Here is a 25,222-nt window from a genome sequence, read left to right as displayed (position 1 = left end):
GATGAGCCGCGCGGCCCTGCTGGTCCTCGCCGACGGCCGCTTCCCCGCGGGCGGCCACGCGCACTCCGGCGGCGCCGAGCAGGCCGTCGCCGACGGGCGGATCAGGGACGCGGCGGGACTCGCCGCGTTCTGCCGTGGCCGCCTGCACACCACCGGCCTGGTCGCCGCCGCCCTGGCCGCCGCCGCTGCCGACGGCACCGACCCGCTCGCCCTGGACGCGGCGGCCGACGCCCGCACGCCGTCCCCGGCCCTGCGGAACGCCGCCCGCCGCCTGGGCCGCCAGTTGATCCGCGCGGCCCGGGCGACCTGGCCCGACCCGGCGCTCGACGCGCTGGCCGCCGCCCGGCCGCGCGGCGCCCACCAGCCCGTCGTCCTCGGCCTCGCCGCCCGCGCGGCCGGGCTCACCCCGCTCGACGCCGCCCACGCCGCCGCCTACGAGAGCGTCAGCGGCCCCGCCACCGCCACCGTCCGGCTGCTCTCCCTCGACCCCTTCGACGCCACCGCCGTCCTCGCCCGTCTCGCCCCCGAGCTGGACGAGGCCGCCGCCCGCGCCACCGAGGCGGCCCGCCGCTGCGCCACCGAAGGCACCGACGCCCTGCCCGCCGCCTCGGCGCCGCTGCTGGAGATCGGCGCCGAGGCCCACGCGGCCCGCCCCGTACGCCTCTTCGCCTCCTGACCCGCGCCGCCGCGCCCAGCCGCACCCGAAACGGAGAACCCCATGCACCTCGACCACGACACGCCCTTCCAGCCCCACCACACCCACAGCGCCGACCCGCACCGCCCCGACGGCACCCGGCGTGCCCTGCGCGTCGGCCTCGGCGGACCGGTCGGCTCCGGCAAGACCGCGACCGTCGCCGCGCTCTGCCGCGCCCTGCGTGACACGTACGCGCTGGCCGTCGTCACCAACGACATCTACACCCGCGAGGACGCCGAGTTCCTGCTCCGCGAGGCCGTCCTGCCCCCCGAGCGGATCAGCGCCGTGGAGACCGGGGCCTGCCCGCACACCGCGATCCGCGACGACATCTCCGCCAACCTGGAGGCCGTCGAGGACCTGGAGGAGTCCGTCGGCCCGCTCGACCTCGTCCTCGTCGAGTCCGGCGGTGACAACCTCACCGCCACCTTCTCCAAGGGGCTCGCCGACGCCCAGATCTTCGTCATCGACGTGGCGGGGGGCGACGACATCCCGCGCAAGGGCGGCCCCGGCGTCACCACCGCCGACCTCCTGGTCGTCAACAAGACCGACCTGGCCCCGCACGTCGGCTCCGACCTCGCCCGGATGGCCGCCGACGCCAAGGAGCAGCGCGGCGAACTCCCCGTCGTGATGCAGTCGCTGCGCACCGGCGACGGCGTCGCCCCCGTCGCCGCCTGGGTCCGCGACCGGCTCACCGCCTGGCGGGCCACGGCGTGAGCGGCGCCGGGGTCACCGCCGACGCCCGTGTCCGGGCCCGGTCCGACGGACGCGGCGGCACCGCCCTGCCCGTGCTGGCGGGGGACGGGCCGCTCGCGCTGCGCCGGGTGCGCGGCGCCCCCGACGAGGCGGGCGTGCTGCTGGTGGGCGCGATGAGCGGGCCGCTCGGCGGCGACCGGCTGACCGTCACCGCCACCGCCGAGCCCGGAGCCCGGCTGCGGATCGGCTCCGCCGCCGCCACCCTCGCCCTGCCCGGGCAGCGCGGCGGCCCCGCCGAGTACGGCGTGCGGCTCTCCGTCGCCCCGGGAGCCCGGCTGGTCTGGGCACCGGAGCAGCTCATCTCGGCGGCCGGGAGCGACCTGCGGGTCACCACGGGCGCCGAGGTCCACGGCGACGGGCGGCTCGTCCTGCGCGAGGAGCAGATCCTCGGGCGGACCGGCGAATCCGCGGGCGCCCTGACCAGCCGCCTGACCGTCCGCCACGACGGGCGGACCCTGCTCGACCAGGAACTCGCCTGCGGTCCCGGCGCCCCCGGCGGCTGGGACGGGCCCGCCGTCCTCGGCGGGCGGCGCGCCCTCGGCCAACTCGTGGTGGTCGACCCGGCCTTCGCGGAGAAACCCCCCGAGGCGGCGCTCTTCGGCTCCCCGGACGCGGGTTCCGCGGCGCTGACCCCGCTGGCCGGGCCCGCCGTACTGGTCACCGCGCTGGCCCCCGACGCCCGCCTGCTCCGCAGACTGCTGGACGAGACCGGGGCGGCGCTGGGCGGCTGACGGCCCGCGGGCCGTCCGGGTCAGCTCTCGTGCCGGGTCCCGGCCCGCCTGATCTCCTTGCGGCGCCGGTCCTCCTCGGCCTTGACCTCGGCCGCGTAGCGGTCCACGTACTCCTGGCCGGAGAGGGCGAGGACCGCCGTCATGATCTCGTCGGTGACGGCCCGCAGCACGGCCTTCTCGTCGGCGAGCCCCGCGTGCCGCGAGAAGTCCAGCGGCTCGCCGAAGCGGATGCGGATGCGGCGCGGGCTCGGGAACTTCTGCCCGGGCGGCTGTGCCTCGAAGGTGCCGATCATCGCGCACGGGATCACCGGCACCCCGGCCTTCAGCGCCATCGCGGCCACCCCGACCTTCCCCTTGTAGAGCCGCCCGTCGTGCGAGCGGGTGCCCTCCGGGTAGATGCCGAGGAGTTCGCCCCGGTCCAGGACGCCGAGCCCTTCCCGGACCGCGGCCTGGCCCGCCTCGCGGCCGGAGCGGTCGACGGGGATCTGCCCGGCGCTGTGGAAGAACGCGGCGGTCAGCCGGCCGCGGACGCCGGGGCCGGTGAAGTACTCCGCCTTGGCGAGGAAGGTGATGCGGCGTCGCAGGATCGCCGGCATCAGGAAGTGGTCGGCGAAGGAGAGGTGGTTGCCCGCGACGATCGCCGCGCCCTCCTCGGGGACGTGCTCCAGTCCCTCGATGCGGGGCCGGAACATCAGCCGCAGCAGCGGCCCCAACAGGACGTATTTGAGTAGCTGGTAGAACACGGACGTACGCTCCCACACCGTCGGATCGGCTCTGGACGGCGGGCGTCGGATGGTCGCACCGCGTCTCGAAGAAGCGAAGTCTAGGCCGGGGAGCCGCCGGCGGGGGAGGGGCGGATGAGGATTCAGCGGTGGCGGGCCAGCGCCAGCCGGCTGCGGCGGGGCGTACCGCGGCGCAGCCGCACCTCGACCTCGCCGTCGGTGATCCGCACGTCGAAGGCGGGCTGCGGGGAGGTGGCGGGGCCCTCGACGTTCCAGCCGTCCGAGAGGCGAAAGACGCTGCCGTGCCAGGGACAGGTGACGCAGCCCTCGCGGATCGTCCCCTCGGAGAGCGGGCCTCCGAGGTGGCTGCAGTGGTCGGCGATGACGGAGAGCGTGTCGTCGGCGTCCCGGACCACCAGGACGGCGACGTCCTCGATCATCCGCCGCACCGGTCGTCCCAGCGGGACGGTGGCGAGCGCGCCCAGCGCGTGCCACCCCGGCGGGACCAGGTGCGGCAGGCTCTCGGTGTGGTTGGCGCCGGACGCCTGGCGGTACGCCAGGTGCCCGCCGATCGCCCCGCCCGCCCCGACCGCGGTGAGCCCGGCCAGCGCCAGCATCCGCCCGGTCGCCTCCCGGCCGACGAGCCGCGCCCCGAGCGACCCGGCGTAGCAGAAGATCCCAGCCGAGTTCAGGACCGCGTGGACGAGGCCGACCCGGACCTGCTCCTTGTGCAGGTCCGCCCAGTCGGTCCAGCCGGTGATCGCGGCCGGTCCCGCCCCGGCGAGCCCGACGGCGATCAGGACGCGCGAGGGCACCTTCGCCCCCGGCACCAGGTCCAGGACTGCCGAGGAGAGCCAGGCGCCGATCGGGACCTGCACCATGACCGGGTGGACGGGGTGACCGAGCCACTTGCCGTGCAGGGCGTCGCGGGCGGCGCGGGAGAGCGGCAGCGAGCGCACCCCGCGCCGCAGGGGTTCGGCGACGGCGTCCAGGACCGAGGCACGCTCCAGCCGGTCCATGGCGCGCAGCACCAGGCCGGGGCGTTCGTTCTTCGGCAGGGCGCGGCGCAGCGCCGAGCGGACCTGTGCCGTCGTCGTCTCCGCGGTGATCATGTGAAGCTCCCTCACGGTCGGCTCGCGGCGCTGGGCGGCTCCGGCGGGTGCCGGACCGGACCCTGGCCGTCGCGCCCATCCTGGGACGGCACCCGGGGGCGCGCACCCCGGACCCGGGCACACCCCACGGCCCGAAGTGGGTGGTGTGCGGGGAACGCAGTAACGGGGCCGGTGGGATTTCTGTGATGCGGCGCGATGAGAACAGGGCCGAATGGGTACAAGTAGTCCATGAGCGCACACTCGATCACTCGGAAGTCGCGCGTCACCCCCGGTATGAAGGGCGGTGGCGGCCCGCACCCCCAGGAGACACCCCCGGCCGAGGACGGCGTCGGTGGTACCGGTCCCCGGGAGACCTACAACCCCACCAAGGGCTGGGCGGCCGGACCGCTCACGGCGATCATCGTCGTCACCCTGCTGGTGGCCGGATTCTTCCTGGCCTACGCGATCCTCATCCTCTGAGCACGCACCGGCCCCGGCCGGACGCGCCCCACCCCGGCCAAGCGTGGCCGGGGCCGGGTCGTTCCTGACCGGATCGTTCCGGAGCCCGCCCCGATCATGCCTGCCGCCGGGCAGTCCTCGCAGGCCACTCTGGTTCCCATGAACCGCGCCCTGATCGTCATCGATGTCCAGGAATCCTTCCGCGCCCGGCCCGAGTGGGCCCGGATCGCCGATCCCGGCATCGCCCGCTCCGTCAACCGCCTGGTGGCCGTCGCCCGCGACCGGGGCGACCTCGTCGTCCGCGTCCTGCACACCGAACCCGGCACCGGCGACGTCTTCGACCCCGAGCACGGCCACGTCCGCCTCTTCGCGGAACTCGACGCACCACTGCCCGGCGAACCCCTGCTCACCAAGACCTCCCACAACTGCTTCACCACCACCCCGCTCCAGCGCCTGCTGACCGAGGCCGGCGTCACCGCGCTGACGCTCTGCGGAATCCGCACCGAGCAGTGCGTCGAGACCACCGCCCGGGTCGGCAGCGACCTCGGTTACGCGGTCACCTTCGTCACCGACGCCACCACCACGGACGGCGTCGGCGGCCTGAGTGCCGCCCAGATCGTGGAGCGCACCGAGGCCGTACTGCGCGACCGGTTCGCCAGGATCGCCACCGTCGCCGAACTGGAGGCCGAACGGGCGGCCGAGCGCACCGGCGGTGCCACCGGGGTGGCAGTATCGGCCGGGTGACCCACGTCGTCCTCCTGCTGCTGCCCGGTGTCCACCTGCTCGACCTGGCCGGCCCGGCCCAGGCGTTCAGCACCGCCACCGATCTCGGCCACCCGTACCACCTCAGCTACGTCGCCGAGCGGGAGCAGGTCGTCAGCGCCCAGGGGCTGCCGCTGTCGGCCGCCACCGACTGGCCCGACCTGGGCCCGGGCGACCTGCTGCTCGTCCCCGGCCGCCGCTCGCCGCGGCTGGGCGGCGGCCCCTGGTTCGGGCCCCGGACGCGGGAGAGGCTGCGCGCCCACCACGCCGCCGGGGGCACGGTCGCCAGCGTCTGCTCCGGTGCCGGGGCGTTGGGCGAGGCGGGGCTGCTCGACGGGCGCCGCTGCACCACCCACCACGAACTCCAGGACGAGCTGGCCGCCCGCCACCCCCGGGCCACCGTGGTCCGCGACGTCCTGTACACGACCGACGACCGGGTGGTCACCTCGGCGGGCATCGCCAGCGGCATCGACCTCGCCCTGCACCTGCTCGCCCAACGCCACGGCCCCGCGCTCGCCGCCCGGGTCGCCCGCAGCATGGTCGTCCACGCCCGCCGCAACGGCCACGAACCCCAGGCCAGCGTCATGCTCCGGCACCGCGCCCACCTGGACGACGCCGTCCACCGCACCCAGGACCTCATCGACGCCCGGTTCGCCGACCCCCTGCCGCTCACGGTCCTCGCCGACGCCGCCCTGGTCAGCCCGCGCACCCTGACCCGGCTCTTCGCCCGGGCCACCGGCGGACTGACCCCACTCCGCTACCAGCAGCAGGTGCGCCTGGAACACGCCTGCCACCTCATCGGCCAGGGCACCCCTGCCGAGAGCGCCGCCCGCGCCGTCGGCTTCAGCGACGCGCGGATGCTGCGCCGCCTGCGGCACCGGGCGGCGGCCCCGGCCTGACCCGCCGGTGGTTACGGAACCCGCGCCACACCCACGTAGAAGCCGCTGCGCTCACTGACCGGCGCCGGCTCCTCCTGGTACCAGTCGGTGGCCGTCACCAGGCCCGGCGCCGCCAGCTCCAGCCCTTCGAAGAACGGCTCGACCTCGGCGCGGGTCCGCATCCGCAGCGGGATGGCGCCCTTCTTGTAGGTGTCCTTGGTGCTGTTCTCCAGCTCGGGATGCTGGTCGGCGGTGCCGTGCGAGAGGACCAGCCAGCTCCCCGACGGCAGCGCGTCGACCAGCGCTCGCGTGACACCGTACGGGTCGTCGCTGTCCGGGACGAAGTGGAGCAGGGCGATCAGCGAGAGGGCGATCGGCCTGCTGAAGTCCAGGACGGTCCGGGCGTGGGCGACGATCGCCTCGGGGTCGCGGACGTCGGCCTGGACGTAGTCGGTGACGCCCTCCTCGCTGCTGACCAGCAGGGCTTCGGCGTGCCGCAGCACGATCGGGTCGTTGTCCGCGTAGACCACCCGGGCCGAGGGGACCACGGCCTGGACGATCTGGTGGAGGTTGGGCTCGGTGGGGATGCCGGTGCCGATGTCGAGGAACTGGTCGACGCCCTGCCCGGCGAGCCAGGCCGCCGCCCGGTGCATGAAGGCACGGTTGCGCGCGGCGTTGGCCCGCGCCTCGGCGGGGAGCTTCTCGCCGACCTCCTGGTCGACGAGGTAGTGGTCCTTGCCGCCGAGAAGCCAGTCGTAGACCCGGGCGGGGTGCGGCCTGCTGGTGTCGATCACGGGCTTGGGCGTTGCCGTCATGGGCTGCTCCGGTGGGGCTCGGAGGTACGGGACTCGGAACCGGCCGGGCGCGGGCCCGGCCACCGGTGCGCCCCTGAGGGCCGCTCAACTCCCTTGCGCACGGCGCGAGGTGGTCCACGGTCGTCCAGGTGGCCCGGTCAGCCGGATTATGCCATCGCTCACCTGCTCGATTCCGCCGGGGCGGGCGGCGGCTCCGGCTCGGCCCACGGCGTGTCCTGGCCGGGCTCGGCCGGCCCCTCCCCACCCGCCGCCGGTTCGGCCCGCCGGGGGAGCGGCACCACCCCCTCCGCGCCGTGGGGCGCGGCCTCGTACTGCGCGGCCCGGGCCTCGTACATGGCGGCGTACCGGCCGCCCGCCGCGAGGAGCGCGCCGACCCGGTCGAAGGCGGCGGTCTCCGCCTCCGGGGCCGTCTTCGCCTGTGGCTGTCACGTATCGGCCCGAGTCGGAGGGCATCGTCGCCCCAGGCACGTGAGGCACGGTCCCGGTGCGCTCCCGAGCGCCCCGCCCGGACGGGGCGCGGGGCGCTCGAAGGAGCACACGTCAGGCGTCGAGGGCGGCCCGGACCACAGCCTTCGCCTCGTCCTGCACCTCGGCCAGGTGCTGCTCGCCGAGGAAGGACTCGGCGTAGACCTTGTAGACGTCCTCGGTGCCGGACGGGCGCGCGGCGAACCAGGCGTCGGCGGTCGTCACCTTGATGCCGCCGACCGGCGCGCCGTTGCCCGGCGCCTCGGTGAGCACCCCGGTGACCGGCTGCCCGGCCAGGGTGTCCGCCGTGACCTGCTCCGGCGAGAGCCGGGCGAGGACCGCCTTCTCCTCGCGGGTGGCGGGCGCGTCGATCCGGGCGTACGCGGGTGCGCCGAACCGCCCGGTCAGTTCCGCGTACCGCTGCGAGGGGGTGCTGCCGGTCACCGCGAGGATCTCCGAGGCGAGCAGCGCCAGGATGATGCCGTCCTTGTCGGTCGTCCACACCGAACCGTCCCGGCGCAGGAAGGAGGCGCCCGCCGACTCCTCACCGCCGAAGCCGAGCGAGCCGTCGATCAGCCCGTCCACGAACCACTTGAAGCCGACCGGCACCTCCACCAGCTCCCGGCCCAGGTCGGCCGCGACCCGGTCGATCATCGAGGAGGAGACCAGTGTCTTGCCGATGCCGGTGGCGGCGGACCACCGCTCGCGGTGCTCGAAGAGGTAGCCGATCGCCACCGCCAGGTAGTGGTTGGGGTTCATCAGCCCGCCGTCCGGCGTGACGATGCCGTGCCGGTCGGCGTCGGCGTCGTTGCCCGTGGCGATGTCGTACCGGTCGCGCTGCTCGATGAGCGAGGCCATCGCGTACGGCGACGAGCAGTCCATGCGGATCTTGCCGTCCCAGTCCAGCGTCATGAACGACCAGGCGGGATCGGTGCGCGGGTTGACCACGGTCAGGTCCAGCCCGTACTGCTCGCCGATCCGGCCCCAGTAGCCGACCGACGCGCCGCCCAGCGGGTCGGCGCCGATCCGCACCCCCGCCTTGCGCACCGCCGCCAGGTCCACCACCGAGGCGAGCGCGTCGGCGTACTGGCTGAGGAAGTCGTGACGGCCCGTCGTCGGCGCGGCCAGGGCACGCGCCCAGGGCACGCGCCGGACCTCCTTCAGCCCGCCCGCGATGATCTCGTTGGCCCGGTCCTGGATCCACCGGGTCGCCTCGCCCGCGGCCGGACCGCCGTTCGGCGGGTTGTACTTGAATCCGCCGTCCGTGGGCGGGTTGTGCGACGGCGTGACCACCACCCCGTCGGCCAGGTGCGAGGTGCGCCCCCGGTTGTACTCCAGGATCGCCAGCGAGACCGCCGGGGTCGGCGTGTACCCGTCGCCGAGGTCGAGCAGGACCTGCACCTCGTTGGCGGCGAAGACCTCCACGGCCGTCACCCGGGCGGGCTCGGACAGGGCGTGCGTGTCGGCACCCAGGTAGAGGGGCCCGTCGGTGCCCTGGAGGGCCCGGTACTCGCAGATGGCCTGACTGGTGGCGGCGATGTGCGCCTCGTTGAACGCCGTCGCCAGGGAGGAGCCCCGGTGCCCCGAGGTCCCGAACGAGACCTGCTGCGCCGGGTCCTCGGGGTCCGGCCGCAGCGCGTAGTAGGCCGTCACCAGCCGTGGTACGTCGACCAGGTCGTCCGGCCGTGCCGCCTCTCCCGCACGCTCGTGGGCCATCCGCGTTCTCCTTCTCCTCGTCCGGGCCAGGGTCCGCCGCCATCTTCGCCGCTGCCCGCACCCGCCGCGAGTACACCCCGGCCGGGCACGCGGGTGGGTCCGGGCCGGGTGCGTGTCGGCGGGCCGGGCGTCACCTCGGGCATCGACGCCGGCCGGCGTGGCCGCCCCTGCCGGTCGGGCGCCCCCCCCCCCCGGGAGCCGCCCCTGACCCCGCGGCACCGCACCCACGCTCGCTCCCGGCCCCGCCTCCCGCCGTACGGTGGCCCCATGCACCGCCCCGTCACCCCCGGCCCGCACCCGGACGACCCCGGCTACCCCGCCCTCAGTGCCCCCGCCGCCCCCGGCCTGGACGCCCTGGACGCCCGGCTGGTCGACTGCCGGGCCTGCCCCCGGCTGGTCGACTGGCGTGAGGAGGTGGGGCGGGTCCGTCGTGCCGCGTACCGCAACGAGACGTACTGGGCGCGGCCCGTCCCCGGCTTCGGCCCCGCCGACGCCTCCCTCGCCGTCATCGGGCTCGCCCCGGCCGCGCACGGCGGCAACCGCACCGGGCGCCTCTTCACCGGCGACCCCACCAGCGACTTCCTCTTCACCGCCCTGCACGCCGCGGGCCTCGCCGCGCTGCCCACCTCCCGCAGCCGTGACGACGGCCAGCGCCTGTACGGCACCCGCCTCGTCTCCCCGGTGCACTGCGCGCCGCCCGACAACCGCCCCACCCCCGCCGAACGCGACACCTGCCGTCCCTGGATGGCCCGCGAACTCGCCCTGCTCGGACCCACCCTGCGGGCCGCGGTCGTTCTCGGCGGCTTCGGCTGGCAGGCCCTCATGCCCGTCCTCACCGCCGCCGGGTACGTCCTCCCCAGGCCCCGCCCGGCCTTCGGCCACGGCGCGCACACCCGGATCGAGGGCCCCGACGGCCCGCTCGACCTCCTCGGCTGCTACCACCCGAGCCCCCGCAACACCTCCACCAGGCGCCTCACCCCCGAGATGGCCGCCGACGTCTTCCGCCGCGCCGCCCGCCTCGCCCGTCCCGACGACTGAGACCCCCTGCCATGCCCCCGGGGGCCTGCGGTACGGTGCGGCCATGCACCCGCACCCCCGACTCCGCTCCCAGGACGCGCCGTTCCGCGCCTCCTGCGCGCAGGGGGTACGGCGCGGGCTCAGCCCGCTGCACCGTCGCGGCCGGGTGGGTTCGCCCCCGGCCCCTTCCTGTCGCTGATCCCCGGTAACCCCGGCGCAGCCAGGAAGCCCGCTCCGGACGCCTCGGTCCGGGAGCCCGGCCACTCTCTCCTCCCTGCGCGCGGGACCGGTACCGTCCCACCCCGCCGCGCGCCCCCGTGCCGCGGCTCCGAGCAGAGGGAGACCGACCGATGAGCATCACCGCGGAACCGACCACCACCCCCGCCGCGCCGCCGCGGCTGCGCGACCACCGCGTCCCCGCCGACGGCATCCACGAGGGCCCCCGCCTGCTGCGGCGCCTCGCCGAGGGCGCCGAGGACCGGCCGTACGAGCGGTTCACCCTCGTCCCGCAGGGGCCCCTCATCGGCGCTGAGATCCGGGGCCTGGACCTCTCCCGCCCGCTCGCCGACACCGTCCGCGCCGAACTCGACCGGGCGCTGCTGGAGTGGAAGGTGCTGTTCTTCCGCGGCCAGCACCTGACCTCCGCCGCGCAGCGCGACTTCGCCCGCGGCTGGGGCGAACTGGAGACCAACCCGCTGCTCGCCACCGGCGACGCCAAGGACGTGGTCCGCTTCGACCGCAGCCAGGTCCCCACCTTCGAGAACGTCTGGCACACCGACACCACCTTCCGCGAGAACCCCGCCCTCGGCGCCGTTCTCCAGCTCCGCGAGGTGCCCCCGTACGGCGGCGACACCCTCTGGGCCGACATGGCCGCCGCCTACGACAACCTGCCCGAGGCCGTCCAGGAGCGCGTCGAGGGACTGCGCGCCGTCCACGACTACCTCCCCGGCTTCGCCCGCTTCACCTCCGCCGACCACCTCGCCGCCTTCCAGGACACCTTCCCGCCCGTCGAGCACCCCGTGGTGCGCCGCCACCCGCAGACCGGCCGCCGCACCCTCTTCGTCAACACCTCCTTCACCACCCGCATCACCGGCCTGCCCCAGGAGGAGAGCGACCGGCTGCTCAGGCTCCTCTTCCAGCAGGCCCACGTCCCCGAGTACCAGGTCCGCTTCCACTGGCGCGCCGGAGACGTCGCCTTCTGGGACAACCGGGCCACCCAGCACTACGCCTCCGGCGACTACGCGGGCCACCGCCGCGTCGCCGAACGCGTCGCCGTCGTCGGCGACCGCCCGCACTGACCTCCGTGTCCGCCCGCCCCCACGCCGCCCCACCCGTGCGCCCCGCCCGGCGCGAGGAACCGCCGCACCACCACTAGGCTGCGAGGGGGTGGCCGCGGCGTCCTGCGCGGCCGCCCCCAGGGGCGGGGCCCCGCCCGCACCGACCCGACACCAGGGGGCAGGCACGGTGAGTCAGCAGCTACACCCGCCCGAGGCGAACGAGCCCGATCCCCGGCGCTGGCGGGCTCTCGGCGTCTGCCTCGTCGCGGGCTTCATGACGCTCCTCGACGTCTCCATCGTCAACGTCGCGCTGCCCTCCATCCGCACCGGCCTCAACACCCCCGAGTCCGACCTCCAATGGGTCCTCTCCGGCTACGCACTCGCCTTCGGCCTCTTCCTCATCCCGGCAGGCCGCCTCGGCGACGCACGGGGCCGCCGGACCGTCTTCATCGCAGGACTGGTCCTCTTCACCCTCTCCTCGGCCGCCTGCGGAGCGGCCCAGAACAGCACCTGGCTGGTCATCGCCCGCCTCGTGCAGGGCATCGCCGGCGGACTGATCTCCCCGCAGATCTCCGCCCTCATCCAGCAGATGTTCCAGGGCCGCGAACGCGGCCGCGCCTTCGGCATGTTCGGCACCGTCGTCGGTATCTCCACCGCCGTCGGCCCCCTCCTCGGCGGCCTCCTCATCCAGGCCGCGGGCCACGAGGAGGGCTGGCGCTGGGTCTTCTACGTCAACCTGCCGCTCGGCGTCGTCTGCGTGCTGCTCGCCCGGCGGCTGCTCCCCGACACCCCGCACGCGGGCCACGTACGGCTGCGCGACCTCGACCCGGTCGGCGTCGTCCTGCTCGGCCTGGGCATCGTCGCGCTGCTGCTGCCGTTCGTGCAGTCGCAGCAGTGGAGCGGCAACGGCAAATGGCTGCTGCTCCCCGTCGCCGTGGCCCTCCTAGCCGTCTTCCTCCTCTGGGAGCGGCGCTGCGCCCGCAACGGCTTCCAGCCCGTCGTCACCCTCTCGCTCTTCCGGGTGCGCTCCTACTGGCTGGGCTGCCTGCTGATCCTGCTGTACTTCGCCGGGTTCACCTCGATCTTCTTCATCACCACGCTCTACCTCCAGTCAGGCCTGGGGTACTCCGCTCTCCAGGCCGGTGTCGCCATCACGCCCTTCGCGCTCGGCTCGGGCCTCGCCGCCGGGACCGGCGGCCGCCTGGTCTCCCGGTTCGGCAGGCCGCTGGTGGTCGTCGGCCTCACCATGGTCGCCGCCGGGCTGGCGCTCACCGCGCTCGCCGTGCACATGGTCCCGGGCACCAACGCGGGCTGGGCGATGGCCCTGCCGCTGCTGCTCGCCGGGCTCGGCAGCGGCCTGGTCATCGCGCCCAACCAGACCCTCACCCTCTCCGAGGTGCCCGTGCACACCGCCGGGTCCGCCGGGGGCACCCTCCAGACGGGGCAGCGGGTCGGCTCGGCCGTCGGCATCGCCGCCGTCGGCGCCGTCTTCTTCGCCCAGGTCGGACCGGACGGCTGGGCCGACGCCTACGACCACGGCCTGATCGTCTCCGTCGCCTTCGTCGTCGCCGCCCTGATCGTCGCCGTCGCCGACGTCGCCGCCGGCCGCCGGGAGGGCCGCCGCCCCGCCGCCTCCTGAACGCCCCTCACCCCGTACCGGAGAAACGGGAGACGTATGTTCCCCCGGACGGGTGGGGAGGAGCCACGAACACCGCGGACGGGGAACGGATGATGACCGTCCCCCGCCACCGATCCCCACCGGAAGGAGCCCGGCGATGAGCACCCCCGCCGCCCCCGCGGCCGACGCCAACGGCAACGCCGAGTACGGCCACAAGCCCTTCAAACGGGCCCGCAGCCACTTCGCCGACCGCATCACCGCCGACGGCCGCGACGGCTGGCCCGTCGAGGCCGGCCGCTACCGCCTGGTCGCCAGCCGTGCCTGCCCCTGGGCCAGCCGCGCCCTCGTCGTCCGGCGCCTGCTGGGCCTGGAGGACGCGCTCTCCCTCGCCGTCACCGACCCGCTCCAGGACGACCGGAGCTGGCGCTTCACCCTCGACCCCGACGGGGTCGACCCGGTCCTCGGCATCCGCTACCTGGGCGAGGCCTACCACGCCCGCGAGAAGGAGTACGACGGCGGGATCAGCGTGCCCGCGATCGTCGACGTCCCCAGCGGCGAACTGGTCACCAACGACTACCAGCAGATCACCCTGGACCTGGAGACCCAGTGGACCGACCTGCACCGCGCGGGCGCCCCGGACCTCTACCCGGAGCGGCTGCGCGAGGAGATCGACGAGGTGATGGAGGCCGTCTACCAGGACGTCAACAACGGCGTCTACCGCGCCGGATTCGCCCCCACCCAGGAGGAGTACGCCGAGGCGTACCGCGCCCTCTTCCGGCGCCTGGACTGGCTCTCCGAACGCCTCGCGGGCCGCCGCTACCTGGTCGGCGACACCATCACCGAGGCCGACGTCCGCCTCTTCACCACCCTGGTCCGCTTCGACGCCGTCTACCACGGCCACTTCAAGTGCAACCGGGAGAAGCTCACCGAGGACCCGGTGCTGTGGGCGTACGCCCGCGACCTCTACCAGACCCCCGGCTTCGGCGACACCGTCGACTTCGACCACATCAAGCGGCACTACTACCAGGTGCACACCGGAATCAACCCGACCGGCATCGTCCCCCTCGGCCCCGACCTCACCGGCTGGCTCTCGCCCCACCACCGCGAGGAGCTGGGCGGCCACCCGTTCGGTGACGGCACCCCGCCCGCACCGCCGCCCGCCGCCGAGGCCATCGGCCCGGCCGGACGCCCCTGAGCGCTCAGCCGAGCGGACCCTCCGGCATCCGGCCGCTCACGATCCGCGTCGTCGACCGGTCCGGGGTCGCCCCGATCTCCCAGGCCCGCGCCCCCAGCCCGGCCGCCGCCCGCCGCTTCTGCGCCGTGTACGGGTCGCGGGCGGTCCAGGCCATGGCGCCGGGGGCGAGCGGGGCCAGCAGCGCCGCGTAGGCCGACCAGTCGGTCACCGCCGGGTCGCCGTGGATCAGGAAGGTCCCGTCGACGGGGCGGAGCGCCCGCAGGATCTCCGCCCGCTCCGCCTCCGGCTGGAACGGGCGGGAGGGGCCCTTCCAGCCCCGGGTCCGCAGGTCGTCCTCGACCCCCACCAGCAGCGGCAGCCCCCGCTCCCGTACTTCCGCCAGGAACCGCACGTGCCCCACGTGCAGCAGATCGAAGACACCGGTCACCACCGCCGCCCCGCCCCGGGCGGCCTCGGGCACCGTCCCCCCGGGCCACGACAGGCTCAGCCCGCCGCGGTGCGCGGTGGGCGCGGAGGGACCGGGGGACGCGGACGACGTGGAACGGCTCATACGTCACACGCTAGTACCCGCCGGGACCCGCCGTGTCGGGCGCGGGGCCCGTCCGTCCCGGTCGGCGGTCCTCCGTCCGGGGCCCGGGCCGTGGTGCGCGGCGCCGCCGGCGGCGGCGCCGCGGAGGGGCCCGGCGCCCGCGCATCGGGCCCCTCCGCCGTCGGCGTGGCCTCAAGGCGCCGCCGGTGCCCTGCCCCGTCAGTAGATGTTGGCCTCCACATCCGGGCCGTCCCCGCGCGTGCTGTTGATCTGGGCCCGCAGCGAGATCTCGTCGTAGACGCGGTACTCGCGGACGATCCGGCCGTTCTGGACGAGGAACTGGGAGACGCCGAGCAGGGTGACGGGCCGGTCGGTCAGGGGGCCGAAGACCGGGGTGCCCCGGTAGTTGCCGTGCAGGGTCCACAGCACGGCGACGCGCAGGCCCGCGTACCGCTCGGCGTAGTTGGTCTGCACGTCGCGGACGGCGAAGCGGGCGTCGGGGAAGGCGCCGACCAGGGAGAGCAGGTCGGCCTGGTAGCGCTCGGGGCGGATGACGGTCCGGTCGCCGACGGTGTGCAGGAAGAGGTCGCGCGCCATGTAGTCGTGGACCTTCTGGAGGCGGCGCTGCGTCCAGACCTCGTCGATGAACTCCAGGACCATCTCGCACTCGGGCCGGAAGTCGTCCGGGCGCGGCCCGCTGACGCCCGCCCGCAGCACGTCCGCGGGCGGCTCCTCGGTCATCGAACCGGTGTAGCCCTGGAACCGCAGAGCGCGGGCGGCCTCGGCCGGGTCCACCCCGCGCTGGAGGCAGTCGGCGAGGTCGTCGCGGACCACCCACTCCTCGACCATCCGGCCCCTGCGGTAGAGGCAGTTGGCGACGGTGCGCTTGCGGATGCGGATGTTCCGGCCGTCCACCAGGTGCTCGTCGGCGGAGAAGACCAGGTGCGAGCTGAGGAAGGCGTCGTCCCCGCGCGCCTCCCAGACCACGTCCTCGGCCTGGCCGATGTGACCGGGCGTGCTGCCCATCCGCATCGTGCTGCCCTCGATGACGCCGTCCCGCCCGACGACGGTGCCGAGGCTGGCGTGGACGATCGAGTCCGGCTCGTAGTTGTCGACGATGTAGGAGATGTCCCGGCCCACCCAGATCCGGTCGGTGACCTCGCGGATGAAGTCGTCCGGGTCGGCGTAGGGCTGGTAGGCGACGGGGTCGAGCGGCATGGCGGTGTCCTCTTTCAGGTTCACAGGGTGGTGCGGAGGGGTTGTCACGCGGCGTGCATGCGTATGTAGTTGATAGAGCGGGGGTGAAGGCCGGTGAGGGAAGGGTCCCGGTCCGCAGGCGGTCCTCGGCGGCTCGGAGCGGCGGGGTTCAATGGGCGTACTTGTCGTCCCCCAGCCCGCTCCGGTACGTCTCCGTCATGAAGAAGCTGATCACCACCAGGGCGAGCCCCGCGGCCACCGCCAGGTAGCCCCAGACGGCGTAGATGGTGCCGAAGGTGCTCACCAGGAGCGCGGCGACGAACGGCGTGATGCCCATGAAGATGGAGAACGAGCTGTTGTACGCGATGGCGCTGGCGCTGAACCGGGTGCGGGTCGCGAACATCTCGGCGGTGCAGACCGTGATGATGCCGGTCAGGAAGAACTCCGGGACCAGGTAGATCAGCTGGCTGGCGATGGCGGCCCCGAAGGTGCCCGTCTCACCCACCCGGAAGGCCAGCGGCACCACCACGATGCACGCGAGGGCGCCGGTGATCAGCATGGGTTTGCGGCCGATCCGGTCCGAGATGACGCCGGCCAGCGGCAGCATGGGGATGAGGACGGCGATCGAGATGGCGTTGGAGGTCAGGGCCATCCAGCGCGGCAGCCCGAGGGTGCCGGTGAGGTACTCGGGATAGAAGGTGACCCACGTGTAGGAGAGGATCGCGCCCATGATCGACACGCCGCAGAAGGCGAGGATCGGCCGCCACTGCGAGCGCAGCGCCTCCCGGATCGGCGCCTCCACGACCTTGGTGCCGTCCTCGGTGGCGCGGACGAACTCCGGCGTCTCCTCGATGCGCCGGCGCAGCCAGATGCCGACCGCGCTCAGCGGCAGGGCCAGCAGGAACGGGATCCGCCAGCCCCAGGAGTCGAGCGCGGGACCCTGGAAGACCCAGCTCGTCAGCGCCGCCGTACCGGCCCCGGCGAGGATGCCGACGAAGCAGCTGTTGGAGGCGTACGAGGCCCAGTAGGCGCGCCGCCGGGGCTCGGCCCACTCGACGATGAAGGCGACCGCGCCCACGTACTCGCCGCCCGAGACCATGCCCTGGATCACCCGGAGGAAGAGCAGGAGCAGCGGGGCGAGGACGCCGATCTGGTGGTACGTCGGCAGGGCGCCGATCAGGGCCGTGGTGACGCCCATCGCCACGATGGTCCACAGCAGGGTCTTCTTGCGGCCGACCCGGTCGCCCCAGCGGCCGACCAGGGTGCCGCCCAGCGGACGGAACAGGCAGGCGATGGCGATGATCGCGTAGGTGCTGAGCACCGCCACCGCCGGGTCGCTGGCGGGGAAGAACGCGGGGGCGAGGATCGGGGCCATGTAGCCGTAGAGCCCGTAGTCGAACTGCTCCACGAAGTTCCCGATGCTTCCCGCGCCGATGGCGCGGCGTATCGCGTTCCGCTTGTCCCGGTCGACCTCGGGTGAGGCTGTCTCGGTGCTGGGCGGCGCTACAGCGGACATGGCTTCTCCGTTCGCGCGGTGACGAGAGTGATGCAAGCGATGCATACGTATGAACGTGCCGCGAACACTAGGGAGCGCGGCAAGGGGCGTCAAGAGGTGGGGAGAGAGGGAATCGGCGCTGTTCGGGGCCGGTTCGGGGCGGGCGCGGGTACCGGACGGCCAGCCCCTCCGCGTGCTCGGAGGGGCTGGTTCCGCGGAGCCCTGTCAGGGGCGCCCCGCCCGCCGCGCGGAGGCCGGTGCGGCGAGGGACGCGAAGGTGTCCATGAGGACCTGCGCCAGGTTGTAGAGGACCAGTTGGGCGCCGGCCTCTCCGGCCGCGCGGGCGGATGCGGTGTCCGGCACGATCGCCATGACCGCGCGGCCCGCCTCTCCGGTCGCCCGGTGGGCCTGCGTGATCAGTTCGCCGACCGCCTCCGGCCCGGGGAAGCCGCACTCCGCCGCCAGGTCCGCCGGGCCGACCAGGACGGCGTCCACCCCCGGCGTGGCGGCGATCTCCCCGGCGGCGGCGCAGGCCCGCGCCGTCTCCACCATGGCGACCACCAGGGTTTCCTCGGCCGCCGCCAGGTGCTCGGCGGCCGTCACGGTGCCGAACCGGCCGGCTCTGCTGTACGTGGCGAACCCCCGCCGCCCCAGCGGCGGGTAGTGGTCGGCGGCGACCGCCCGGCGCGCGTCCTCGGCGCTGTCGACGTGCGGGTGGATGATCCCGGCGGCCCCCAGGTCCAGGCAGCGCAGGGCGAGCGCGGGCTCGTCCGTGCCGACGCGGACCAGCACGTCCAGGCCGTGTGCGGCGGCCGCCGTCAGATGGTGCTGGAGGGCGATCGTGTCGGCGGGCCCGTGCTCGCAGTCGACGACCACGTAGTCGAGGCCCGCCACCCCCGCCATCTCCACCAGCGTCTGAGACGGCAGCCGCAGCAGCACCCCGTGCAGCCGCTCACCCGCCGCCAGCCGCCGCTTGAGGGAGCGGCGCCCCGCCCCGGTCCCGGTCACCGTGCGACCATCCCGGCCGAGAGGTCGATGTCGGCCCCGCAGAGCCCGCGCATCCGGAGCATCGCGCTCACGGCGGCGCCGACCTCTTCCTCGGTGACCATCCGCCCCAGCGCCGAGCGCGACACGAAGGCCGCCTCCGCCTCCGCGCGGCCGACGCCGGTGCGTTCCGCCTCCAGGCGGAAGTTCCGCTCCATCCGGGGACCCGCGACCGGCCCGGGGGAGAGCGAGTTGACGGTGACACCGTGCGGTCCCACCTCCCCGGCCAGCGTCGTGGTCAGGCCGATGACCGCCATCTTCGAGGCGCAGTACGGCGTACGCCCCAGCAGTGGCCGCTTGCCCGAGACCGAGGCGACGTTGACGACGTCGCCGGCGCCCCGGCGCGTCATGGCCGGGAGGAAAGCGCGGCACATCAGGAAGACGCCGCGCACGTTGACGGCGAAGACCTCGTCCCAGTCGTCCGGGGGGACCTCGGTGAGCGCGGCCACCGGACCGGCGATCCCGGCGTTGTTGACGAGGACGGAGACCTCCTCGCCGGCGAGGCTCTCCGCGAGCGCCGCCACCTCCTCGGGCCGGGAGACGTCGCAGACCCGGTGCTCGACCCCGGCCCCGAGCGCCGAGGCGGTCTCCTTCAGGGCGCGCTCGTTGCGGCCGGTGATCACCACGCGGGCACCGTCGGCCAGCAGTGCGGCGGTGATCGCCGCGCCCAGCCCGCTGCCGCCCCCGGTGACCAGCGCCGTGCGCCCCGCCAGCGGGGCTCCTGCGCCGGTCACGCGGCACCCTCCTCGTTCCACGGCAGGGCGGCGCCCGCGTACTTGGCGGCCCGGACGTCGCCGGAGCGGGCGTGGCCCTCGAACAGCTCGACCCGGGCGGCCCGCCCGCACACCTCGCCGAGCAGCGCCGACGAGGAGGTGTCGGTGACCTCCTGGTACGTCACCGTCTTCAGGTACTTCCCGACCCACAGGCCGCCGGTGTAGCGGGCCGCGCCCCTGGTCGGCAGCACGTGATTGGTGCCGATGACCTTGTCGCCGTAGGAGACGCAGGTGCCCTCGCCGAGGAAGAGCGCCCCGTAGTCGCGCATCCGGTCCAGGGCCTGGCGCGGTTTCTCGGTCAGGACCTCGACGTGCTCGCTCGCGTACGCGTCGGCGGTCGCGAAGGCCTCCTCCAGGGAGTCGGCGACCACGATCTCGCCGTGGTCGCGCCAGGCGGGACCGGCGAAGTCCCGGGTGGGCATGGCGGGCAGCAGCCGTTCGACGTGGCGTTCCACCTCGCGGCCCAGCGCCTCGGAGGTGGTGACGAGGACGGCGGGGGAGTCCGGGCCGTGCTCGGCCTGCGAGAGCAGGTCGACGGCGACCACGAAGGGGTCGGCGTGCTCGTCGGCGACGACCAGGATCTCGGTGGGCCCCGCGAAGAGGTCGATGCCGACCTCGCCGAACAGCTGGCGCTTGGCCTCGGCGACGTAGGCGTTGCCCGGCCCGGCGATGAGCGGGACCCGGCCGATGGTCTCGGTGCCCACCGCGAGCGCCGCCACCGCCTGGACCCCGCCGAGCAGGTGGATCTCGTCGGCCCCCGCCAGGTGCATGGCGGCGACGGTCGCGGCGGGGATCTCGCCCCGGATGGGCGGGGTGCAGGCGGCGACCCGCTCCACGCCCGCCACCTTCGCCGTCACGATCGTCATGTGCGCGGAGGCGGTCAGCGGGTACCGCCCGCCCGGTACGTAGGCGCCCGCACCGGCCACCGGGACGTGCCGGTGGCCGAGGTGGACGCCCGGCAGCGTTTCGATCTCGACGTCCCGCATCGAGTCGCGCTGCGCCTGGGCGAAGGTACGCACCTGCCGCTGGACGAAGCGGATGTCGTCCAGGACGGTCTTCGGCACGTCCGAGACGATCTTCTCGATCTCGTCGGGGCCGAGGCGGAACGACTCCGGACTCCAGTCGTCGAACTTCTCCGAGTACTGGCGGACCGCCTCGTCGCCGCGGGCGCGGATGTCCTCGATGATGGCGTGGACGCGGTCGGCGACGTCGGCGCGCGCCGCGCGAACCTCACCGGCGGGGGCAGGGGACTTGAGGGAACGGGGCATGGACGGCTCTCTTCGGTCGGCGTGGGTGAGGGGGGCGTGCGTCGGGTGGTGGTGACGGGTGGGCGGGCGGTCAGGGCGAGGAGGCGGGTACGGGGGCCCGGGGCGCCGACCGGGCGGACTCCGCCGCCGCGACCACGCCCCGCACCACCGCCGAGACGGCCTCCGGCCGCTCCCACGGGAGGAGGTGGCCGGCCCCGGGCAGGGTGTGCAGCCGGGCGTCCGGCAGCGCATCGGCGAGGGCCGCGTGGAACTCCGGCGGGCAGAGCGCGTCCCGGGTGCCGTGCAGGACGGCGGCGGGGCAGCGGGCCAGGCGCAGCGCGTCGAGGGCGTCGGTACGGGTGGCCTGGGCGGCGAGCTGGGCGCGGGCCGCCTCGGGGCCGACGGCGCGGGCCATCCGGCGGTAGCGCTGGGCCTGCGCGGCGGGCGGCGCGGGCCGGTCGAACATGCCGGGCAGGGTCTGCTCGACGACCTCCGCGAAGCGCCCGTCGTCGATCAGCGCGTCCATCGCCCGCCAGGCGGCGTACTGCTCGGACCGGGGCGCGCCCGCGTTGGTCGCCATGAGGCACAGACCCGCGACCCGCTCCGGCGCCCGGCGTACCGCCTCGAAGCCGACGATGGCGCCGAGGCTCAGCCCGACCAGGACGAACGGCCCGTCCACCAGGGCGAGCGCCTTCTCGGCGAGCGCCCCGATCTCCGGCCTGTCCAGCGTCAGATGGCGCACCTCGTGGCCCGCCGGGAGGGCCACCTCGGACCAGAGGCTCTCGTCGCACAGCATGCCGGGGACCACCACGAGGGGCAGCGGCCCGCCGGTGCCGCCGGACGCGCCGGTCACCGGCGGCGCGCGGAGCCGGGGAGCAGGGCGTACGGGGCGACGTAGCCGTTGTGGTCCACGCCGAGGCCCGCGTCGGCGGCGGCCTTGACGACCTCCTCGTCCCACTCCAGGCGGACCCGGCCGTCCCCGGAGTTGACGACGAGGAGGTGGCCCTCGGTGTCACCGGTGTTGCGCAGGCTGCGCCAGGCGTCCTGCGGGACGGAGATCATGTCGCGGGGGCCGAGCCGGACGGTGACGGGGTCGGTGCGGTTGAGGGTGATCTCCCACTCGCCGTCCTTGACGATCAGCGTCTGCGTCTCGTGCTGCCGGTGGGCGGAGACGCCCTGGCCGGGTTCGGCGCGCAGCCAGGCGGCGTTGTGGCCGTGCGGGTTGAAGATGCGGGGCTCCTGGTGCAGGTCCTCCGTCATGCCGTAGCCGATCACCGAGCTGAGCCGGACCCCGCCGCCCGGCAGGGTGCTGTCCAGGAAGGGACGCTCGGACCAGTCCAACTGGTCGAAGGCGGCGACGCGACGGCCCATCTGCTCGGTGCTGTAGTGCCGCAGCCCGTCGATGTACTCCTGCGCCATCGGCTCGGTCAGCTCGGTGCCGGGCGCGATCTCGTCCCCGGCGACGGTGTCGACGAGCTGGTTGTCGGCGGTGAGGCGGAGGCCGTGGCCCTCGGCCTCGCGCAGGACCGAGGGGCCCCAGATGATGCCGCCGGTGTCGTCCATGCCGAGCACGGTGAACATCCAGCCGTCGTCCGGCCCGGTGTTGGTGAAGCCGCGGAAGATCCAGGTCGGCACGGAGGCGATGTCCCCGGCCCGGAGCAGGAGTTCACCCTCGGTGCCGTCCGCCCCCCAGCGCAGCAGGTACTCGCCCTCGGTGCAGACGAAGACCTCCGCCGTGTAGTGCAGGTGGAGGTTGTTGGTGATGCCGTGCGGCATGGCCGCGGCACCGATGTTGTAGCCGTGCGGCAGGCGGAGGTTGACGTGCTGGCCGGCGGCCTGCGAGACGCCGGGCCCGATCATCGCGTAGTTCTCCTTCCGGTCGGAGCCCGGCGTGCGGCAGTCGATGAACGCCTGGTTGCAGGAGACGAAGTCGCTGCGGCGGATGGTGCGGCGCCCCAGCTCCTCGGTGGACACGACGACGTCGGGCATGACTGCTCCCTCGGAGTGGAATACGTATGCATTTCCATGACAGGCGCTGTGGTCGGTGATGTCAAGGGGTGTGGTGTGGCCGGTTCCAGACGTATGCCGAACAGGACTCGTCGTAGGGTGAAGGGGGTTGGCGACGAGCTTGCGCGTGACGGGTCTCTGATGGGCGGCTCGTCGGATGTGCCGAGGGGGCGGCGGCTGCCGCCGGTGCCGGTGCGGGGGAGTGGCACCTCCCGGTGCGGGCTACATACGTATAGTGCAATGGGCGGCGCGGACGGCGGCGCCGTGGGCGACGACGGGAAGAGGGCCGATGGCGATCACCAGTCACGACGTGGCGCGGCTGGCGGGCGTCTCGCAGCCCACCGTCTCCCGGGCCCTGCGCGAGGACCCGCGGGTCTCGGCGGCGACGCGGGAGAAGGTCCGGCGTGCGGCGGAGGCGCTCCAGTACGTGCCCAGCGAGGCGGGGCGCACCCTCTCGACGCGGTCCACCCGCCGGATCGGGGTGATCGTGACCGATCTGACCAACCCGTTCTACCCGCACGTCGTCGCCCCGCTCCATGACGAACTCCGCGGCCTGGGCTACCGGATGATGCTCCTCACCGAGCGGTCCGACGAGGCCGTGGCCGGGGAGAGCCTGCTCGACCAGTCGCTGGACGGCGTGGTCCTCGCCACCGCCACCACGGAGTCGCGCCTCCCGGCCCAGCTCGACCGCCGCGGGATGCCGTACGTCTTCCTCAACCGCGACACCGGAGCCCCGGGCGAGTACGCCTCGGTGGTCGACAACGAGGGCGGCGGCCGCCTGGTCGCCGAGACGCTGCTCGGCCTCGGCCACCGCGGCGTCGCGGGCGTCTTCGGCTCCGCCAACACCACGACCGGCCGCGAACGCGAGCAGGGCTTCCGCCTCGCCCTGGCCGACGCGGGGATCGCGCTGCCGGAGAGCCGCGTGGTCCGCGGCCCCTTCGAGTACGCCACCGGGTACGGGGCGCTGCCTCGCCTGCTCGGCGCCGGCGAGGCGCCCACGGCGGTCTTCTGCGGCAACGACGTGGTCGCCATCGGCGTGCTCAACGCCGCCCTCGCCGCCGGGCTGCGGGTGCCGGAGGACCTCACCGTGATCGGCTTCGACGACCTGCCGATGGCGGCCTGGGAGGTGTTCCGGCTGACCACCGTCCGGCACGACCTGGACGAGCTGTCGCGGCAGGCGGCCCGGCTGCTCGTCCGGCGGATCACCGGCGAGGCCGACCCGGCCGGCGAACGCCTCGTCCTCCCCACCGAACTGGTCCCCCGGGCCACCCACGCCCGCCCCTCCTGACTCTCACCCGGCCGGGGCCGCCGCCCGTTCCGAGGCGGCCCCGGTGCCGCCCTCGTCCGGGAGCTGGGGGCGGCCGCCCTGGCGCCGCTGCCGCAGGACGCCGACGGTCACCAGGACGGCGGCGAGGCCCAGGGTGAGCCAGAGTTCGAGCCGGTGGCCCGGCAGGACCGCCATCAGGGCCAGCACCCCGGCGATGAAGGCGATGGTGGCCAGGGTCAGGTAGGGGAAGCCCCACATGCGCACCTCCGCGGGCTGCCCGCCCTGGCGCCTCGTGGCGTACTGGGTGACCGCGATGACCAGGTACATCATCAGGGCGATGGCGCCGCTGGAGGCGATGAGGTACGTGAAGACGCTCGGCAGCAGGTAGTTGGCGACGACCGCGGCGACGCCGATCACAGTGGAGGCGACGACCGCGTTGCGCGGGACCCCGGCCCGGGAGGTGGCGGCGAAGGAGGCGGGGGCATCGCCGCGCCGCGCCAGGGAGAAGGCCATGCGGGAGGCGGTGTAGATCGCCGAGTTGAGACAGCTGCTGACCGCGACCACCAGGACGACGTCCATGATGAGGCCGGCGCCGGGGATGTCCATGAGGTCGAGGGCAGCCTGGTAGGAGCCGTCGGCGAGGTTGTCGGCGTTCCACGGCACGAGGGCGACGACGACGAAGATCGAGCCGATGTAGAAGAGGCCGAGCCGCCAGACCACGGCGCGCACCGCCTTCTTGATGTTCTTCCTCGGCTCCTCGGACTCGGCGGCGGCGATGGTGACGATCTCGCTGCCCTGGAAACTGAACATCGCGGTGAGCAGCCCGGCCAGGATCGCCATGGTGCCCTTGGGGGCGAAGCCGCCTTCGCTCCAGAGGCGGGAGATGCCGTGGGTGTCCGAGCCGGGCAGCAGCCCGAGGATGGCGAGGGCGCCGAGCACCAGGAAGGCGATGATGGCGACGACCTTGAGCAGGGCGAACCAGTACTCGAACTCGCCGTAGTTGCGGACGGCGAGGAGGTTGCTCCCGGCCAGCAGGGCGATCATGGCGAGCGCCGGGATCCAGCTGGGGATCGCTGTCAGGCCGCCGATCACCTCGCCCGCCGCGATCGCCTCGATGGGGATCACCAGGATGTAGAACCACCAGTAGAGCCACCCGATGGAGAACCCGGCCCAGCGGCCCAGCGCCCGGTCCGCGTAGGTGGAGAACGAGCCGGTGTCGGGCTGGGCCACCGCCATCTCGCCGAGCATCTGCATGACGAGCACCACCAGGAGCGCGGCGAGCAGGAAGGAGACGAGAACGGCGGGGCCCGCGGCGGCGACGGCGGTGGAGGAGCCGACGAACAGCCCGGCGCCGATCACCCCGCCGATGGAGATCATGGTGATCTGGCGGCCTTTGAGTCCCTTGGCGAGCGCGGTGCCGGTCCCGCCGGAGGGGGGAGGCGCGGTGGGCTGGTCGTGCATGGGGAGATC

Annotated in this window: 24 protein-coding genes; 11 read left to right on the top strand and 13 right to left on the bottom strand. The window is 74.4% G+C overall.

The window, feature by feature from the left end:
* Position 1 precedes the first annotated feature (1 nt).
* The 3 genes from ACFWMZ_RS01605 to ACFWMZ_RS01595 are packed head-to-tail and all read left to right on the top strand — an operon-like array spanning position 2 to position 2,178.
* On the top strand, positions 2 to 676 hold the full coding sequence (locus ACFWMZ_RS01605; protein WP_383171011.1) for an urease accessory protein UreF: 675 nt from the start codon (positions 2 to 4) through the stop codon (positions 674 to 676).
* Between the two features lie 42 nt (positions 677 to 718).
* On the top strand, positions 719 to 1,408 hold the full coding sequence (gene ureG, locus ACFWMZ_RS01600; RefSeq protein ID WP_383171014.1) for an urease accessory protein UreG: 690 nt from the start codon (positions 719 to 721) through the stop codon (positions 1,406 to 1,408).
* The gene (locus ACFWMZ_RS01595) at positions 1,405 to 2,178 is read left to right on the top strand and encodes an urease accessory protein UreD (RefSeq protein WP_383171017.1); all 774 of its coding nucleotides are present in this window, start codon (positions 1,405 to 1,407) and stop codon (positions 2,176 to 2,178) included. The genes ureG and ACFWMZ_RS01595 overlap by 4 nt, the downstream gene beginning before the upstream one ends.
* Before the next feature lie 20 nt (positions 2,179 to 2,198).
* Here ACFWMZ_RS01595 and ACFWMZ_RS01590 read toward each other — a convergent pair whose 3' ends face one another.
* Together ACFWMZ_RS01590 and ACFWMZ_RS01585 are read right to left on the bottom strand one after the other, a co-directional pair.
* Complete coding sequence (locus tag ACFWMZ_RS01590; protein ID WP_383171020.1) at positions 2,199 to 2,921, bottom strand: lysophospholipid acyltransferase family protein; 723 nt, start codon at positions 2,919 to 2,921, stop codon at positions 2,199 to 2,201.
* Positions 2,922 to 3,043: 122 nt separating this feature from the next.
* Positions 3,044 to 4,012 carry a Rieske 2Fe-2S domain-containing protein gene (locus ACFWMZ_RS01585; RefSeq protein ID WP_383199096.1) on the bottom strand — a complete coding sequence of 323 codons (969 nt, stop codon included), beginning with the start codon at positions 4,010 to 4,012 and terminating at the stop codon, positions 3,044 to 3,046.
* A 228-nt stretch (positions 4,013 to 4,240) separates the two neighbouring features.
* On the opposite strand from ACFWMZ_RS01585, the gene ACFWMZ_RS01580 reads away from it, so the two are divergent.
* The 3 genes from ACFWMZ_RS01580 to ACFWMZ_RS01570 all read left to right on the top strand — a co-directional run bounded on the left by ACFWMZ_RS01580 (position 4,241) and on the right by ACFWMZ_RS01570 (position 6,111).
* Positions 4,241 to 4,471, top strand: coding sequence for a DUF6480 family protein (locus ACFWMZ_RS01580; RefSeq protein ID WP_383171026.1), 231 nt, complete (start codon positions 4,241 to 4,243; stop codon positions 4,469 to 4,471).
* A 138-nt stretch (positions 4,472 to 4,609) separates the two neighbouring features.
* Positions 4,610 to 5,194: a cysteine hydrolase family protein gene (locus ACFWMZ_RS01575; protein ID WP_383171028.1), complete on the top strand. Its 585-nt coding sequence runs from the start codon at positions 4,610 to 4,612 to the stop codon at positions 5,192 to 5,194.
* Positions 5,191 to 6,111, top strand: coding sequence for a GlxA family transcriptional regulator (locus tag ACFWMZ_RS01570; RefSeq protein WP_383199094.1), 921 nt, complete (start codon positions 5,191 to 5,193; stop codon positions 6,109 to 6,111). The genes ACFWMZ_RS01575 and ACFWMZ_RS01570 overlap by 4 nt, the downstream gene beginning before the upstream one ends.
* Before the next feature lie 11 nt (positions 6,112 to 6,122).
* Here the strand turns inward: ACFWMZ_RS01570 and ACFWMZ_RS01565 are convergent, their stop codons facing one another.
* Both ACFWMZ_RS01565 and pgm read right to left on the bottom strand, forming a co-directional pair.
* Positions 6,123 to 6,905: an SAM-dependent methyltransferase gene (locus ACFWMZ_RS01565; protein ID WP_383171034.1), complete on the bottom strand. Its 783-nt coding sequence runs from the start codon at positions 6,903 to 6,905 to the stop codon at positions 6,123 to 6,125.
* A gap of 540 nt (positions 6,906 to 7,445) precedes the next feature.
* Positions 7,446 to 9,086 (bottom strand): phosphoglucomutase (alpha-D-glucose-1,6-bisphosphate-dependent), encoded by a 1,641-nt coding sequence (gene pgm / locus ACFWMZ_RS01560; RefSeq protein WP_383171037.1) that lies wholly within the window; start codon positions 9,084 to 9,086, stop codon positions 7,446 to 7,448.
* A 267-nt stretch (positions 9,087 to 9,353) separates the two neighbouring features.
* On the opposite strand from pgm, the gene ACFWMZ_RS01555 reads away from it, so the two are divergent.
* The 4 genes from ACFWMZ_RS01555 to ACFWMZ_RS01540 all read left to right on the top strand — a co-directional run bounded on the left by ACFWMZ_RS01555 (position 9,354) and on the right by ACFWMZ_RS01540 (position 14,193).
* Positions 9,354 to 10,124, top strand: a complete 771-nt coding sequence (locus ACFWMZ_RS01555; protein WP_383199092.1) for a uracil-DNA glycosylase — start codon at positions 9,354 to 9,356, stop codon at positions 10,122 to 10,124.
* 329 nt (positions 10,125 to 10,453) lie between these two features.
* Positions 10,454 to 11,401, top strand: a complete 948-nt coding sequence (locus tag ACFWMZ_RS01550) for a TauD/TfdA dioxygenase family protein (protein ID WP_383199090.1) — start codon at positions 10,454 to 10,456, stop codon at positions 11,399 to 11,401.
* A gap of 166 nt (positions 11,402 to 11,567) precedes the next feature.
* On the top strand, positions 11,568 to 13,019 hold the full coding sequence (locus tag ACFWMZ_RS01545; protein WP_383171046.1) for an MFS transporter: 1,452 nt from the start codon (positions 11,568 to 11,570) through the stop codon (positions 13,017 to 13,019).
* A gap of 136 nt (positions 13,020 to 13,155) precedes the next feature.
* Entirely contained in the window at positions 13,156 to 14,193 is a 1,038-nt protein-coding gene (locus ACFWMZ_RS01540) for a glutathione S-transferase family protein (protein ID WP_383171049.1), read from the top strand.
* A gap of 4 nt (positions 14,194 to 14,197) precedes the next feature.
* Here ACFWMZ_RS01540 and ACFWMZ_RS01535 read toward each other — a convergent pair whose 3' ends face one another.
* The 8 genes from ACFWMZ_RS01535 to ACFWMZ_RS01500 form a co-directional block, all read right to left on the bottom strand.
* Positions 14,198 to 14,743, bottom strand: a complete 546-nt coding sequence (locus tag ACFWMZ_RS01535; RefSeq protein WP_383171052.1) for an adenylyltransferase/cytidyltransferase family protein — start codon at positions 14,741 to 14,743, stop codon at positions 14,198 to 14,200.
* Between the two features lie 198 nt (positions 14,744 to 14,941).
* The gene (locus tag ACFWMZ_RS01530) at positions 14,942 to 15,940 is read right to left on the bottom strand and encodes an ester cyclase (protein WP_383199088.1); all 999 of its coding nucleotides are present in this window, start codon (positions 15,938 to 15,940) and stop codon (positions 14,942 to 14,944) included.
* A 148-nt stretch (positions 15,941 to 16,088) separates the two neighbouring features.
* A complete protein-coding gene (locus ACFWMZ_RS01525; RefSeq protein ID WP_383199086.1) occupies positions 16,089 to 17,435 on the bottom strand; it encodes an MFS transporter in 1,347 nt (448 codons plus the stop codon).
* Between the two features lie 204 nt (positions 17,436 to 17,639).
* Positions 17,640 to 18,422 (bottom strand): HpcH/HpaI aldolase/citrate lyase family protein, encoded by a 783-nt coding sequence (locus ACFWMZ_RS01520; protein ID WP_383199084.1) that lies wholly within the window; start codon positions 18,420 to 18,422, stop codon positions 17,640 to 17,642.
* Complete coding sequence (locus ACFWMZ_RS01515; RefSeq protein WP_383199082.1) at positions 18,419 to 19,192, bottom strand: SDR family NAD(P)-dependent oxidoreductase; 774 nt, start codon at positions 19,190 to 19,192, stop codon at positions 18,419 to 18,421. The genes ACFWMZ_RS01520 and ACFWMZ_RS01515 overlap by 4 nt, the downstream gene beginning before the upstream one ends.
* Positions 19,189 to 20,499, bottom strand: a complete 1,311-nt coding sequence (hisD, locus tag ACFWMZ_RS01510) for a histidinol dehydrogenase (protein ID WP_383199080.1) — start codon at positions 20,497 to 20,499, stop codon at positions 19,189 to 19,191. The genes ACFWMZ_RS01515 and hisD overlap by 4 nt, the downstream gene beginning before the upstream one ends.
* 70 nt (positions 20,500 to 20,569) lie before the next feature.
* The gene (locus tag ACFWMZ_RS01505) at positions 20,570 to 21,331 is read right to left on the bottom strand and encodes an alpha/beta fold hydrolase (RefSeq protein ID WP_383199078.1); all 762 of its coding nucleotides are present in this window, start codon (positions 21,329 to 21,331) and stop codon (positions 20,570 to 20,572) included.
* On the bottom strand, positions 21,328 to 22,467 hold the full coding sequence (locus ACFWMZ_RS01500) for a cupin domain-containing protein (RefSeq protein WP_383199076.1): 1,140 nt from the start codon (positions 22,465 to 22,467) through the stop codon (positions 21,328 to 21,330). Before ACFWMZ_RS01500 ends, ACFWMZ_RS01505 begins: the two co-directional genes overlap by 4 nt.
* A gap of 307 nt (positions 22,468 to 22,774) precedes the next feature.
* On the opposite strand from ACFWMZ_RS01500, the gene ACFWMZ_RS01495 reads away from it, so the two are divergent.
* Positions 22,775 to 23,773: a LacI family DNA-binding transcriptional regulator gene (locus ACFWMZ_RS01495; RefSeq protein ID WP_383171073.1), complete on the top strand. Its 999-nt coding sequence runs from the start codon at positions 22,775 to 22,777 to the stop codon at positions 23,771 to 23,773.
* Between the two features lie 3 nt (positions 23,774 to 23,776).
* Here ACFWMZ_RS01495 and ACFWMZ_RS01490 read toward each other — a convergent pair whose 3' ends face one another.
* Positions 23,777 to 25,213 carry an amino acid permease gene (locus tag ACFWMZ_RS01490; protein ID WP_383199074.1) on the bottom strand — a complete coding sequence of 479 codons (1,437 nt, stop codon included), beginning with the start codon at positions 25,211 to 25,213 and terminating at the stop codon, positions 23,777 to 23,779.
* Positions 25,214 to 25,222 lie beyond the last annotated feature (9 nt).

The sequence above is a fragment of the Streptomyces sp. NPDC058373 genome (genome assembly GCF_042723275.1).
In the GTDB taxonomy this organism is placed as follows: Bacteria; Actinomycetota; Actinomycetes; order Streptomycetales; family Streptomycetaceae; genus Streptomyces.
Note: the sequence above shows the minus strand (reverse complement) of the source record. Positions and strands in the feature narration are given on the sequence as shown.